This is a genomic window from Azospirillum sp. TSO35-2 (genome assembly GCF_003116095.1).
Taxonomy (GTDB): domain Bacteria; phylum Pseudomonadota; class Alphaproteobacteria; order Azospirillales; family Azospirillaceae; genus Azospirillum.
On the sequence record NZ_LGRA01000021.1, the window covers coordinates 1543370 to 1555975 of the forward strand.

Genomic DNA, 12606 nt, shown 5'->3' on the forward strand with positions numbered 1-12606 from the left:
AGCCTATCTCGTTGTGCCGGCCCGGCGGCGCCCGTCCGGGCGGCCCGAATCCGTGTTTTCCATGCGGTCCAGAGGTTTGCCATGGTGCGGGCGAAGGGACTTGAACCCATACGACCGAAGTCACTGGAACCTAAATCCAGCGCGTCTACCAATTCCGCCACGCCCGCGTTCATGGCAAAAGGCAGCCGCGACGGGTGCCGGGACACCCGCCGGACCGCCGGCGAAGTCCGGTCTATAGCACAGCGGGGCGGAAGCAAACAGGCAAAATGGGGCGGATCGGTCGCAGGCGGGCCGGTCCGCAACCCGCCCGTTCGCGTCAGCCGCCGGCCTTGCCCAGCGAGCGCACCGCCGACGAGGTGATGATCCTCCCCTCGCCGGTGTAGGCCTCGTGGTTGGCGTCGATCTCGCCCAGCCGGTAGCGGTAGTTGATCATCATGCCGCAGGCCTGCTTCAACCCCTTGGTCGAGCGGTCGGCCAGCCAGTTCAGCCGCTCCATCCGGGCGCCGTTGGTCAGGTGGAAATGCGCCACCGGGTCCAGCGCCCGCGCCGGCGCGTTGCCGCCGCGTTCGCTCCGCCGGGCCGGCGCCTGGGCGGTCGTCAGGTAATGGACGCACAGCCGCATCAGCGGCCCGCGCAGGCGCTTCTGCAGCTCCTCGTCCTCGAACCAGTCCGGCCGGGACAGCGCGCGGGCCAGCAGCGGCGTCTCCTCCGCCCCGACTCCGCCTTCGGTCGCGCCGCCACCCCCGCCGCCGTCCTCGTCGTCGGCCTGCTCCAGCGCGGCCAGCCGCTCGGCGATGTGCTCGGCCTCCGGGTTGGTCAGCACGGCGTCGCCGTCGCGGTCCAGCGTGCGCTCGAACCAGCGGCGGAAACCGGGGATCGGCGACAGGGTGGCGTAGTATTTGATGTTGGGAAACTCGGTCGCCAGCCCGTCGACCACCCGCTTGATCAGGAAGTTGCCGAAGCTGATGCCGGCCAGCCCGCTCTGGGCGTTGGAGATCGAGTAGAAGATGGCGCTGTCGGCGCTCTTGGGGTCGCAGACCGGGGCCGACGGGTCGAGCAGCGCCTGGACGTTGTCCGACATGCCCTGGACCAGCGCCACCTCGACGAAGATCAGCGGCTCGTTCGGCATGCGCGGGTGGAAGAAGGCGAAGCAGCGGCGGTCCGAATCGAGCCGGTCCTTCAGGTCCTGCCAGCCGCTGATCTCGTGCACCGCCTCGTACTTGATCAGCTTTTCCAACAGCGAGGCCGGGCTGTCCCAGGTGATCCGGTGCATCTCCAGGAAACCGACGTCGAACCAGGCCCGCAGCAGGTTCTTCAGGTCGTCTTCCAGCGCCTGGAGCAGCGGTTCGCCGCGCGCCATCTCCATCAGCTCGGCGCGCAGGTCGACCAGGAACTTCACCCCCTCCGGCAGGGCGTTGAACTGGGTCAGCAGCCGCAGGCGCGGCGGTTCCAGCGCGCGGCGGAGCGCCCGTTCGGCGTGGCCGCGGGCGACCGGGTCGGCCGCCGCCTGGAAGGTCGCCATCGCGTCCATCACCGCATCGCGGTCGACGTCGAAGTCGCGCGCGAGCATAACAAGGAAGTTCCGCCGCCCCTGCGGATCGAGCGCCAGATAGGTGCGGCCGAGCTGGGCGGCGCGGGCGCGGGCCGACACCTCGCCGCCGCGCGATTCGAGGCAGGCCTCGATCTGCTCCTTCAGACGCTCGGCGTCCTCCTTGGGCAGATGGGTGCGGGGAGGCGCGCCGACCGCGCCACGCGCCGACGCGGCGATCTCGCGCCAGCGGGTGCGCAGGTTGTCCAGCGCGCGGTCGAGCAATCCGGGTTGCACCGCCGCCGCGGGCGGGGCCGGATCCTGGGGTGCCCCCGGGGTTGCAACCGGGGCTGCCTTGGGTGCTGCGGTGTCGGTCGTGTCGCTCATGCCGCCGAGTCTGGCCCCGCCACCGCCGCTCCGCAAGTGGACGCACGGACGCAGCCGTCGGGGACCGCCGTCAGGGGTACCGCGGAAGCCGGGCTTGCCTGGACCGCCGGCCTACGCCTGCCCCTTCAGGGCCTTCAGCACCCCGGGCAGGGCGCCGGGCAGATCGTCGGAGATCAGGCCGGGGCCGACCGCGTGCCCGGCCTCGCCGTGCAGCCAGACCGCGGCGCAGGCGGCGTCGAACGCGTCCATGCCCTGGGCCAGCAGCCCCAGCACCACGCCGGCCAGCACGTCGCCGGTGCCGGCGGTGGCGAGGTCGGGCGGCGCGTTGACGTTGACCACCGCGCGTCCGTCGGGCGCGGCGACCACGCTGTCGGCGCCCTTCAGCACCACCACCGCGCCGGAGCGCGAGGCGGCGGCGCGCACCCGCGACAGCTTGTCGCCGTCCATGCCCACCGAATCGCCGAACAGCCGGGCGAATTCACCCTCGTGCGGGGTCAGGACGCAGCGCGCGGTCAGCCGGTCGAGCAGCTCGTCGGCCGACTCGGCGAAGCTGGTCAGCGCGTCGGCGTCCAGCACGCAGGCCTTGTGGGCGTCCAGCGCCGCCAGCGTCGCCGTGCGGGTCTGCGTCCCCCGCCCCGCCCCCGGCCCGAGCAGCACCGCGTTCTTGCGCGGATCGCCGAGCAGCCGGATGAAGGCGCCGCCGTCCTCCACCGGATCGACGATCACGCTGGGACAGCCGGCGGCGTAGACCGGAAAGGCCTCCGGCGGGCAGGCGATGGTGACCAGCCCGGCCCCGGCCCGCAGCGCCGCCACCGACGCCAGCCGCGCCGCGCCCGTCATCCGCGCGCCGCCCAGGACCACCGCATGGCCGCGCGCGTATTTATGGCCGTCCAGCGCCGGCCAGGGGAAACGGTGGCGCCACAGCGCCGGCCCGTTCACCGCGGTCTGCGGCGCGATGCTGTCCAGCACGCGCTCCGGAATGCCGATGTCGGCCACCACCACCTCGCCGCACAGGGTGCGGCCGGGCAGCAGCACATGGCCCGGCTTGCGGCGGAAGACGGTGACGGTCAGCGCGGCCTGCGGCGCGGCGCCCAGCACACGGCCGCTGTCGCCGTGCAGGCCGCTCGGCACGTCGACCGCCACCACGGTGCGGCCCTCCATCGCCTCGACCACGGTGCGGGCCAGCCCGTCGAGCGGGCGGGACAGGCCGGCGCCGAACAGCGCGTCGATGACCAGGGGGTTGCCCTTGAGGATGTAGGGGTCGGCGGCCTCGATCGGGCCGGGCCAGCGGTCGGCCGCCACCGCGGCGTCGCCGGTCAGGGCGGACCGGGTGCCGAGCAGCGCGAGCCGCACCGGCCAGCCGGCCTCCAGCAGGAGCCGGGCGATGACGAAGCCGTCGCCGCCGTTGTTGCCGGGCCCGCAGAGCACGGCGGTCGGGTGCGGCGCCCAGCGTTCGCACACCGCGCGGACCACGGCGGCGCCGGCCGCCTCCATCAACGCCGGGCCGGGCACCCCGGCGGCGATGGCCAACTGGTCGGCCCGATACATCTCCGCGACGGACAGAAGCTCATCCATCCCGCACTCCCCCGGCACACGCGACCCCGGCACACCCGCGATGCGGTCGCCCTCTTCTTATCGTCCGGATACTCCGGACGCCGGACAAGCAAAAACGCCCGCAAAACGGCTTGGAAACCGTGCGGGCGTCAAACGGATCGGATCTTGCACAGCAAGAAGAAAGGGGATGGGGCGATGGATGGGACTCGAACCCACGACCACTCGGACCACAACCGAGGGCTCTACCAACTGAGCTACCACCGCCACCGTTGGGAGCCGCGTTATGCCCCAGCTCGGGACGGCCGGTCAAGCGCCTTTTTTCCCGACACCGAAAAAAGTTCCGCCCGCCTTCCGGCCACCATCGGGGGGCGGTTTTCGGCGGCGTCCCGCCACGCCGCGGCCGCTTTGACGCTCGGATCCCTTGCGCCTTGTGCACAAATATTGTTCACTTCGCCGCATCTTTCGGCAGCAGCCTGCTCCATCGGACGGCATCCAACCGTCCTATGCCGAGCGTCGACGCCGCCGGACGGGATCGGCCGATTGTGGCACGCTCCATGCTTACTGTTGTCGCTGTCGGCAGAGCCGTGGACGGTGCCTGCCGGCGTTGGCACCTCGTACACGAGAGACCCATGAAGAAGATCGAAGCCATCATCAAGCCGTTCAAGCTCGACGAAGTGAAGGAAGCCCTTCACGAGGTCGGGATCAAGGGGATCACCGTGACCGAAGCCAAGGGTTTCGGCCGCCAGAAGGGCCACACCGAGCTTTATCGCGGCGCGGAATACGTCGTGGACTTCCTGCCGAAGGTGAAGATCGAGGTGGTGATGGAGGATTCCCTGGTGGAGCGGGCGATCGAGGCGATCCAGCAGGCCGCGCACACCGGCCGCATCGGCGACGGCAAGATCTTCGTCACGCCCGTGGAAGAAGTGGTCCGCATCCGGACCGGCGAAAAGGGTGCCGACGCGATCTGACCCGCGTCCGGAACCGGTCTTTCCAACCACCCCGGCAACCCCTCCCTCCAAGCCGCCGCCAACATGCGCCGTTTTCCCCGCCCCCTTCCGCCGGCCCCGGCCGCACCCCCCGCCGAACGGCCGATGGCCGCCTATGCGGGACGTGCGACTTTTTGGGTTGGCGCGTTGTGCGGGGAAGAAAGGCGTGAGATAACGTCCGCCGCAAGCGCCGCCCCCCGCCATCGACAGCCGACGGCGGTTTGACGCAGCGGGACCCAAACCTCTTAAGCGTGGAAAAAGAGACATGTCCGACATCAGCAAGGTCTTCGACCTGATCAAGGAACACGACGTCAAGTACGTGGACCTGCGCTTTACCGACCCGCGCGGCAAGCTGCACCACACCGCCCAGCACGTCTCGACCATCGACGAGGACGTGTTCGAGGACGGCATCATGTTCGACGGTTCCTCGATCGCCGGTTGGAAGGGCATCGAAGAGTCGGACATGATCCTGCAGCTCGACCCGACCACGGCGGTCATGGATCCGTTCGCGGCCCAGCCGACGCTGAACATCCTCTGCGACGTGTTCGATCCGGGCACCGGCCAGGCCTACGAGCGCTGCCCGCGCGGCATCGCCAAGGCCGCCGAGCGCTACACCGCCTCGGCCGGCATCGGCGACACCGTGTTCTTCGGCCCGGAAGCCGAGTTCTTCGTGTTCGACGACGTCAAGTACTCCGTCGACATGAACAAGGTGTCCTACGAGTTCGCCTCGGACGAAGGCTCCTACGCCTCGGGCAAGGACTATGAGGACGGCAACCTGGGCCACCGCCCGGGCACCAAGGGCGGCTACTTCCCGGTCGCCCCGATCGACAGCGCGAACGACCTGCGCGCCGAGATGCTGAGCGTCCTGGCCGAGATGGGCGTCCCGGTCGAGAAGCACCACCACGAGGTGGCCGCCGCCCAGCACGAGCTGGGCATCAAGTTCGACACGCTGGTCCGCACCGGCGACAACATGCAGTACTACAAGTACGTGGTGCACAACGTCGCCCACGCCTACGGCAAGACCGCGACCTTCATGCCGAAGCCGGTGTTCGGTGACAACGGTTCGGGCATGCACTGCCACCAGTCGATCTGGAAGGACGGCCAGCCGCTGTTCGCCGGCAACCAGTACGCCGACCTGTCGGAGCTGGCGCTGTACTACATCGGCGGCATCATCAAGCACGCCAAGGCGCTGAACGCCTTCACCAACCCGTCGACCAACAGCTACAAGCGCCTGGTCCCGGGCTATGAGGCCCCGGTCCTGCTGGCCTACTCGGCCCGCAACCGTTCGGCGTCCTGCCGCATCCCGTACGTCGCCTCGCCGAAGGGCAAGCGCGTCGAGGTCCGCTTCCCGGATCCGTCGGCCAACCCGTACCTAGCCTTCGCCGCCATGCTGATGGCCGGCCTGGACGGCATCCAGAACAAGATCCACCCCGGCGACGCGATGGACAAGAACCTGTACGACCTGCCGCCGGAAGAGCTGGCCAAGGTTCCGACGGTTTGCGGCTCGCTGCGCGAGGCGCTCACCGCGCTGCGCGAGGACAACGAGTTCCTGCGCAAGGGCGACGTGTTCTCGGCCGACATGATCGACGGCTACATCGACCTCCGCACGGAAGAGATGATGGCCTTCGAGACCATGCCGCACCCGATCGAGTACAAGATGTACTACTCGGTCTGATCCAAGCCACTGATTTCCTGGGGTTCACGCCCGCTTCATGCGGATGTGAACCCCAGCGGTGGACCGGTCGAGTGGACCCCGTCGGCTTTATCGCCGGCGGGGTCTTCTTCATTCCGGGAGAGCCAATACCGGGATTCGGGCCTGGAACACCTCGACGACGTGCCGGCAGGCGGCCGCCCTCCCCTCACTCCCGCCAACCATCGGCCGACCGCGTCACGACACCGCGATCATGGCGGACGTCACCTGCCCGGTGGCGAGGCCGGGCAGGCGGACCACCAGCGTGGCATCGTTGCCGTAGGGAGTGGCGAGGTCGAGTCCGGTGAAGGTGGCGGTCAGCATCGGCGATGCACCTGGGACGCCGGTCAGGGTAAAACGGTCGGCGATCTGCTGCGCCGTCAGGCTGGTTCCAGTGAAGCGAAGGATGTCGGTTCCGGGTTGGAAGTCCGTGATGGTCGTCGTTCCGTTGATCATCGACTGACTCGGCACATAGTAGGCTGTCGTGCGCGGCTTCGTCATATCGAACAGGAAGACGTCCGCTCCGTCGCCACCACTCAACTGATCCGACCCGTCGGTGGCGATCAGCGTGTCGTTGCCGGCGCCGCCGAACAGCGTGTCCGCGCCGGAATAGAGCGCGGTTCCCGTCCACACGGAGGTGAGACCCCACCCCTCCGACCCCAGGACATCGTCCCCGTCATCGCCATACAGCAGCGACCCTCCGAAACCTCCGTTCAGGCTGTCGTTGCCGCCCCCACCATGCAGTTCCGTCTGTTGAGGGCGATTGCCAAAGCGAAGGTCGAGCGCGTCCGCAGCAGGGTTGATCCTGTTGTTCTGGTCATTGCCATAGACCAGCACCGTTTGCTGATCCTGCAAACCGCCGGATTGGAACACGGCATTCTCGAGATTCGCGGGCATGGAATAACTGCGGCGGTAGATGTAGGCGGTGTCGGTGCCACCGTTCGACCCCTCGCCTATCGTCACGCCCGAGCCATAGACGTAATAGGTGTCGTCGCCGGAGCCACCGTTGAGATTGTCGCTTTGGTAGCCGTAGAGAACATCGTTGCCCGTCTCGCCGAACAGCGTGTCATCGCCGGTCCCGCCTTGCAGCGTGTCGTTGCCGGCACCGCCATTCAGCCGGTCGCCATTGTTCGGCGCGCTGTATTTGCTGGAGATGGAGTCATTGCCGGCCAAGTCGGGCAAACTCCGCGGAAGCCGGCCCTCGCTCAGGCCAAACGCCTGCCAATGTTGGGCCGCGGTGGTGAGCCCCATCGCCACCGCATCGGCGACGTCGGGATAGGCGGCCAAGTACCATGCCTCGTCCACGGCACCGCTGCGATCGGGCTGCGACGGTGGCGGCGCCATATAGTAGGCGATCCCCTCGTACCGCATGTTCGGCAGGTTGGCGACGACGGAGGCCCGCTCCCCGTCGCTGGCCGTGTAGAAATGCGCCCCGGTGTCCCTGTTCCAGAAACGATAAACCGCCTGTGAGGCGCTTTCGGTCTGGGTTGAACTGGCGGCGAATCCGGCGCCTTCATAGGCATAGACATTGGAAAGATTGGCGATCACATCATCCCGCTCGGTGACGCTGGCCGTGTAGAAATGCCCCTCGGCGTCGAGCCGGCGGAACCGCCAGACGGTGGTGTTGGCCTGTACAGGATCGTCGAACGCCACCCCTTCATACCGCATGTTGTGAAGATTGGTGATCACCGAATCCCGTTCACCTTCACTTCCCGTGTAGAAATGTGTCCCGGTGAATGTATTAAAAAAGCGCCAGACCGGCATGATTCGCTCCAAATCCATCGTTCCGACACATCTTGAGGTCGTGGCCTGGAAATAAAAATTGCGCAATTCGGCATAGCAGACCGGCATACAGTAGAACCGCCACGATCGGAGCGGCGGCCCCGGCTCAGCGACGGGTCGTCCGGTTCCATCGTGCGACGTCCGGCGGCGGACAGGCGGCGCGCTGGGCGCAGTCGGCCTTGGCGCAAGAGCAGGACGGGAACAGGCAGCCGTCGCCGTTCAGGTCGGTCGCCCGCACCGCGAGGTCATAGCGGACACCGCGCATGATGCTGGGGCCGGCGGTGCTGTGGCGCTCGTAATGCTCCACGACGAGGCGCACGCGGGTGAGCAGTTCGCGCCGTTGATCGCGTCCCGGGTCCATGCCTTCGCCCCCAATCGCGGTGATTGCTGCCAAACAATGGGACGTCGGAAGACCGCGTCCTGTTCCGGCATCCAAGCGCGGTACGGCGCATGGACAATCCACCCCCGGGGCCGCCGCCCAGGAATGATGTGCCGGCCCGCCTGTTGCCACGGCAGTGACCAAGACGGGAGACCATGATGGATCGTGATCGGCTGCACCGCGTCGCCAAGGCATTGGGCGACGTCCGCCTCTACGAGAAGCACCACACCGGCGAGTTCATCACCATGCGCCTGCGCGACTCCCTGGCCGACAACCCCGGCTATGACGAGGACGAGGTCGACAAAAAGCTGCTGGAGTTGGCGCGGGTTGCGTTGGAGGCGGCCGAATAGCGGGGCCGAGGGTGACGAAGCGGCGGACGGCCTGTTGGTGGGGGTGACACCGATCCACCAGAGGGAGAGCGCCGCCATGGCCAAGGAAAAGACGTCCGACCTGCCGCAGAACGACCGATCCGGCAGCGACCGCCCAGGGACCAAGCCGATCCCGGTGAAGCCGGCGGTCGAGCCGATGAGCGACAAGGATGAAGCCCCGCCGGGCACGCCGGGAACCGGCGAGAACATCGACCCGAAGACCGGCGAGAGCTATGTGCAGGGCATCGGCGGGGCGTGATGGGTAGGCGTCGGCTGACGATGCCCCCTCCCTAACCTCCCCCTCTTCGAGGGAGAGGGGACTGCCGCCGCTCCGCAAACTCTACCCTCTCCTGCGAAGCGGGGGAGGGAGGGACCCGCTCGACAGAGCGGGAGGGAGGGGGCACCAACAACCACCCCCAAAACAAAAAGGGCCGGTTCCTGCGAACCGGCCCTTTTTCTGGTCAGATCAGACGCATCACGCCATGAAGGGCGGAACCGCCGTGACGTTGGCCGCCTTTTCGACGACCTGTCCGACGCGCAGCAGCGTTTCCTCGTCGAACGGCCGGCCGATCAGCTGCAGGCCGAGCGGCAGGCCGTCGGCACCGAAGCCGGCCGGGACCGACATCGCCGGCAGGCCGGCGAGGTTGATCGGAACGGTGAAGACGTCGTTCAGGTACATCTGCACCGGATCGTCCATCTTCTCGCCGATGGCGAACGGCGTGCTGGGGGCGGTCGGCGTCAGGATGACGTCGCAGCTCTTGAACGCCTCGTCGAAGTCCCACTTGATGCGCGTGCGCACCTGACGGGCCTTGTTGTAGTAGGCGTCGTAATAGCCGGCCGACAGCACATAGGTGCCGATCAGGATGCGGCGCTGCACTTCCTTGCCGAAGCCGGCGCCGCGGGTGTTCTCATACATCTCGCCGAGGCTGCCGCCCTCGACCCGCAGGCCGTAGCGCACGCCGTCGTAGCGCGCGAGGTTGGACGAGGCCTCCGCCGGGGCGATGATGTAGTAGGCGGCCAGGGCGTACTTGGTGTGCGGCAGGCTGATCTCCACCGGCTCGGCGCCGGCCTCCTTCAGCCAGGCGATGCCCTGGTCCCACAGCGCGGCGATCTCGGCCGACAGGCCCTCCACCCGGTATTCCTTGGGAATGCCGACGCGCAGGCCACGGATGTCGCCGGTCAGCGCGGCGCGGAAGTCCGGCACCGCCATGTCGACCGAGGTCGAATCCTTCGGGTCGAAACCGCACATCGAGCGCAGCATGATCGCCGCGTCCTCGACCGTGCGGGTCATCGGCCCGGCCTGATCGAGCGAGGAGGCGTAGGCGACGATGCCCCAGCGCGAGCAGCGGCCGTAGGTCGGCTTGATGCCGACGGTGCCGGTGTAGCCGGCCGGCTGGCGGATCGACCCGCCGGTGTCGGTGCCGGTGGCGCCCAGCGCGGCGCGCGCCGCGATGACCGCGGCCGATCCGCCCGACGAACCACCGGCGACGATCTTCCGCTCCCAGGCGCCCGGCGCACCGGGGCTCCACGGGCTGACCGTCTCGCCCTGGTGGGCGGTGATGGTGGCCGAGCCCATGGCGAACTCGTCCAGGTTCACCTTGCCCAGCATGACGGCGCCGTCGCGCCACAGCTGCGAGGTGACCGTCGACTCATACTCCGGCTTGAAGCCGTCGAGGATGTGGCTGCCGGCGGTGGTCGACACGCCCTTGGTGCAGAACAGGTCCTTCACCGCGATCGGCAGGCCGTCCATCGGACCGGCCTCGCCCTTCGCCCGGCGCTCGTCGCTGGCCTTGGCCATCGACAGGGCGGCGTCCGGCGTCTCGGTGATGAAGATGTTGAAGGGGCGCACGGCCTCGACCGCGCGCACATGCGCCTCGGCCAGTTCGACCGCGGTGAACTCCCTCGAAGCGAGGCCGTCCAGCGCCCCGGCCATGGTGAGATGCGTGAGCGCCGTCATCACTCGACCACCTTCGGCACGACGTAGAAGCCTTCGGCCGTTTCCGGGCCGTTCGACAGGACCTGCGCGGCATAGCCGCCGTCGGTGACCTCGTCCTTGCGGCGGCGCAGCTTTTGCGCGGCGACGCTGGTCATCGGCGGCACGTCCTTCGTGTCGACTTCGTTCAGCTGTTCCACGAAGGTCAGAATCTGGCTCAGTTCCCCGGCCAGGGATTCCAGTTCTTCGTCCGGCACCTTGATGCGGGCCAGATGCGCGATCTTGGCCACCGTGGCCTTGTCGAGCGACATGCCTCTACTCTCTTCCAAAACATTGGAAATCGGCCGCGAAGCTATCACCCGCGGTCGCCCACCGCAACGTTCGCGGCGCCCTGCCCGGCCGGCCGGCGGCCGATCACGGCAAAAAACGCCGTTCAGGCCGCCAGGCGGACGGTGGATTGCCAGGTCGCGCGGTCCATCCGCAGCTTGAACAGAGCGATCGGATCGCCCCAGGGCGTCACCCGGGTTTCCAGCGCGATCGGGGTCAGGCCGAGCTTCGCGTACAGCAGCAGCGCCGGCGTGTTGGTGTTGAAGCAGTAGAGCGTCAGCTCGGGCAGCCGGTGATGGTCGAAGGCGCGGTCCATCATCGTCCGCACCAGATAGTCGGCGATGCCGTGGCGGCGCAGCGACGGGTCGACGCTGACGTTGCCGATGCTGGCCGTGCGTCCATCCTCGAAGGTGGCGAAGTTGGCGTAGCCGACGACACGCTCCCGCCCGCCGTCGGAGCCGCCGGCGGCGGGGTCCGCGGGGATGGTCACCACGGTCGGGTCGCGGCGCACGTCCAACGTCGCCCGGACCTGATCGGGGGTCAGCGGCCACACGGCGCGCGGGAACAGGAAATACAGCTCCTCCGCGTTGCGCGGGAAGCCGCAGATGGTCGGGATGTCGGCGTCGGCGAGCGGCCGGTGCGACAGTGCCGAACGAGAGAGTGCGAGCGTCATGGTTAGAAGAATAAGTATCTTTAACAACAACTCAAGCGATCTTGCAGGGACACCGGCGCGGCCCTATGGTCGGGGTATGATCCACACACTCTCCGAACTCGCCGCCCGGCTGGGCAAAGGCCAACGTTTGCTGGGGCTTGACGTCGGCACCAAGACCGTCGGGCTGGCCGTGGCCGATCCGGGACTGATCGTCGCATCCCCCATCGGCACGCTGAAACGCACGAAATTCACCCAGGACGCGCGCGAGCTTGGCAAGACGATCCGCGATTACGGCATCGGCGGGCTGGTGGTCGGGCTGCCGCTGAACATGGACGGGTCGGAGGGACCGCGCGCCGAGTCGGTGCGGGCCTTCGCCAACAACCTGCTGGAACGGTCCGACCTGCTGGGCTGGAACGCCGAGATCGCCTTCTGGGACGAGCGGCTGTCGACCTCCGCCGTCGAGCGTTTCATGATCGGCGAGGCCGACATGACCCGCAAGCGCCGCGACGAGGTCGTCGACAAGATGGCCGCCGCCTACATCCTGCAGGGCGCGCTCGACATGCTGGCCAACCAGCGGCGCCTGGCGGCGGAGGCCGAGGACGACGACCGCGACGGCGATGATCAGGACCGGTGGGGCGACGGCGACCACCAGCGGGACTGACCGGCCTCAGTCGATGTTCAGCGCGAAGGACGCCCGCCCCTGCCCCGCCGCGGCGCGCTGCCACATGGCGCCATAGGCGGCTTCCAGCGCCCGGGTGAAGCGGATGCCGTCCAGCGCCGGCGACGCGGCCAGCCGGTCGCGCAGGCGGGCCCGGATGCTCGCCAGCCCCTCCGGGTCGGACACCAGCGCCGCGGCCATGGCGACATAGGCGTCCTCCCCCTCCACCGCCAGCGCGGGCAGCCCGGCCGAGGTGAGGTGCGTCACCGCGTGGCGGGCGCAGAAGCGATCGCCGCCCAGCGTCACCACCGGCACCCCCATCCACAGCGCCTCCAGCGTCGTCAGCCCGCCCGAATAGGGGA

General features: G+C 68.4%; 12 protein-coding genes, 2 tRNA genes and 1 pseudogene. 5 read left to right on the forward strand and 10 right to left on the reverse strand.

The genetic code is table 11. The features are described 5' to 3' along the window. Window positions 1-82: 82 nt before the first annotated feature. The 4 genes from TSO352_RS23095 to TSO352_RS23110 form a co-directional block, all read right to left on the reverse strand. Window positions 83-167 (reverse strand) — tRNA-Leu (locus TSO352_RS23095). 149 nt (window positions 168-316) lie between these two features. After that, a complete protein-coding gene (locus TSO352_RS23100; protein ID WP_247872333.1) occupies window positions 317-1915 on the reverse strand; it encodes a malonyl-CoA decarboxylase in 1599 nt (532 codons plus the stop codon). Between the two features lie 111 nt (window positions 1916-2026). Beyond that, the gene (locus tag TSO352_RS23105; protein ID WP_109109530.1) at window positions 2027-3490 is read right to left on the reverse strand and encodes an NAD(P)H-hydrate dehydratase; all 1464 of its coding nucleotides are present in this window, start codon (window positions 3488-3490) and stop codon (window positions 2027-2029) included. A 167-nt stretch (window positions 3491-3657) separates the two neighbouring features. Beyond that, window positions 3658-3733 (reverse strand) — tRNA-His (locus TSO352_RS23110). A gap of 365 nt (window positions 3734-4098) precedes the next feature. Between TSO352_RS23110 and TSO352_RS23115 the strand changes: the two genes are divergently transcribed. Together TSO352_RS23115 and glnA are read left to right on the forward strand one after the other, a co-directional pair. Further along, the gene (locus tag TSO352_RS23115; protein ID WP_012974531.1) at window positions 4099-4437 is read left to right on the forward strand and encodes a P-II family nitrogen regulator; all 339 of its coding nucleotides are present in this window, start codon (window positions 4099-4101) and stop codon (window positions 4435-4437) included. Window positions 4438-4720: 283 nt separating this feature from the next. Then, entirely contained in the window at window positions 4721-6130 is a 1410-nt protein-coding gene (glnA, locus tag TSO352_RS23120) for a type I glutamate--ammonia ligase (RefSeq protein WP_109109532.1), read from the forward strand. A gap of 213 nt (window positions 6131-6343) precedes the next feature. On the opposite strand, the gene TSO352_RS34300 is transcribed toward glnA, so the two are convergent. After that, a complete protein-coding gene (locus TSO352_RS34300) occupies window positions 6344-7909 on the reverse strand; it encodes a hypothetical protein (protein WP_282183905.1) in 1566 nt (521 codons plus the stop codon). A gap of 124 nt (window positions 7910-8033) precedes the next feature. Then, the gene (locus tag TSO352_RS23130) at window positions 8034-8288 is read right to left on the reverse strand and encodes a hypothetical protein (RefSeq protein WP_109109534.1); all 255 of its coding nucleotides are present in this window, start codon (window positions 8286-8288) and stop codon (window positions 8034-8036) included. Window positions 8289-8461: 173 nt separating this feature from the next. On the opposite strand from TSO352_RS23130, the gene TSO352_RS23135 reads away from it, so the two are divergent. Further along, a complete protein-coding gene (locus TSO352_RS23135; RefSeq protein WP_109109535.1) occupies window positions 8462-8656 on the forward strand; it encodes a hypothetical protein in 195 nt (64 codons plus the stop codon). A 76-nt stretch (window positions 8657-8732) separates the two neighbouring features. After that, a complete protein-coding gene (locus TSO352_RS23140) occupies window positions 8733-8933 on the forward strand; it encodes a hypothetical protein (protein ID WP_109109536.1) in 201 nt (66 codons plus the stop codon). A gap of 216 nt (window positions 8934-9149) precedes the next feature. On the opposite strand, the gene gatA is transcribed toward TSO352_RS23140, so the two are convergent. The 3 genes from gatA to TSO352_RS23155 form a co-directional block, all read right to left on the reverse strand. After that, window positions 9150-10631, reverse strand: coding sequence for an Asp-tRNA(Asn)/Glu-tRNA(Gln) amidotransferase subunit GatA (gene gatA, locus TSO352_RS23145; protein ID WP_109109537.1), 1482 nt, complete (start codon window positions 10629-10631; stop codon window positions 9150-9152). After that, on the reverse strand, window positions 10631-10918 hold the full coding sequence (gene gatC / locus TSO352_RS23150; RefSeq protein WP_014248134.1) for an Asp-tRNA(Asn)/Glu-tRNA(Gln) amidotransferase subunit GatC: 288 nt from the start codon (window positions 10916-10918) through the stop codon (window positions 10631-10633). Before gatC ends, gatA begins: the two co-directional genes overlap by 1 nt. A gap of 122 nt (window positions 10919-11040) precedes the next feature. Then, window positions 11041-11607, reverse strand: coding sequence for a GNAT family N-acetyltransferase (locus tag TSO352_RS23155; protein ID WP_109109538.1), 567 nt, complete (start codon window positions 11605-11607; stop codon window positions 11041-11043). 76 nt (window positions 11608-11683) lie between these two features. Here TSO352_RS23155 and ruvX point away from each other — a divergent pair, with 76 nt between their 5' ends. After that, a complete protein-coding gene (gene ruvX, locus TSO352_RS23160) occupies window positions 11684-12247 on the forward strand; it encodes a Holliday junction resolvase RuvX (protein ID WP_109109539.1) in 564 nt (187 codons plus the stop codon). A gap of 6 nt (window positions 12248-12253) precedes the next feature. On the opposite strand, the pseudogene TSO352_RS23165 reads toward ruvX, so the two are convergent. Next, a pseudogene (locus tag TSO352_RS23165) lies at window positions 12254-12606 on the reverse strand (hypothetical protein); the annotation flags it as partial.

What these genes read in the sequence shown, in the direction of transcription:
- TSO352_RS23100 (WP_247872333.1), bottom strand. Translation starts at nt 1,915, where the DNA reads ATGAGCGACACGACCGACACCGCAGCACCCAAGGCAGCCCCGGTTGCA.
- TSO352_RS23105 (WP_109109530.1), bottom strand. Translation starts at nt 3,490, where the DNA reads ATGGATGAGCTTCTGTCCGTCGCGGAGATGTATCGGGCCGACCAGTTG.
- TSO352_RS23115 (WP_012974531.1), top strand. Translation starts at nt 4,099, where the DNA reads ATGAAGAAGATCGAAGCCATCATCAAGCCGTTCAAGCTCGACGAAGTG.
- glnA (WP_109109532.1), top strand. Translation starts at nt 4,721, where the DNA reads ATGTCCGACATCAGCAAGGTCTTCGACCTGATCAAGGAACACGACGTC.
- TSO352_RS34300 (WP_282183905.1), bottom strand. Translation starts at nt 7,909, where the DNA reads ATGCCGGTCTGGCGCTTTTTTAATACATTCACCGGGACACATTTCTAC.
- TSO352_RS23130 (WP_109109534.1), bottom strand. Translation starts at nt 8,288, where the DNA reads ATGGACCCGGGACGCGATCAACGGCGCGAACTGCTCACCCGCGTGCGC.
- TSO352_RS23135 (WP_109109535.1), top strand. Translation starts at nt 8,462, where the DNA reads ATGATGGATCGTGATCGGCTGCACCGCGTCGCCAAGGCATTGGGCGAC.
- TSO352_RS23140 (WP_109109536.1), top strand. Translation starts at nt 8,733, where the DNA reads ATGGCCAAGGAAAAGACGTCCGACCTGCCGCAGAACGACCGATCCGGC.
- gatA (WP_109109537.1), bottom strand. Translation starts at nt 10,631, where the DNA reads ATGACGGCGCTCACGCATCTCACCATGGCCGGGGCGCTGGACGGCCTC.
- gatC (WP_014248134.1), bottom strand. Translation starts at nt 10,918, where the DNA reads ATGTCGCTCGACAAGGCCACGGTGGCCAAGATCGCGCATCTGGCCCGC.
- TSO352_RS23155 (WP_109109538.1), bottom strand. Translation starts at nt 11,607, where the DNA reads ATGACGCTCGCACTCTCTCGTTCGGCACTGTCGCACCGGCCGCTCGCC.
- ruvX (WP_109109539.1), top strand. Translation starts at nt 11,684, where the DNA reads ATGATCCACACACTCTCCGAACTCGCCGCCCGGCTGGGCAAAGGCCAA.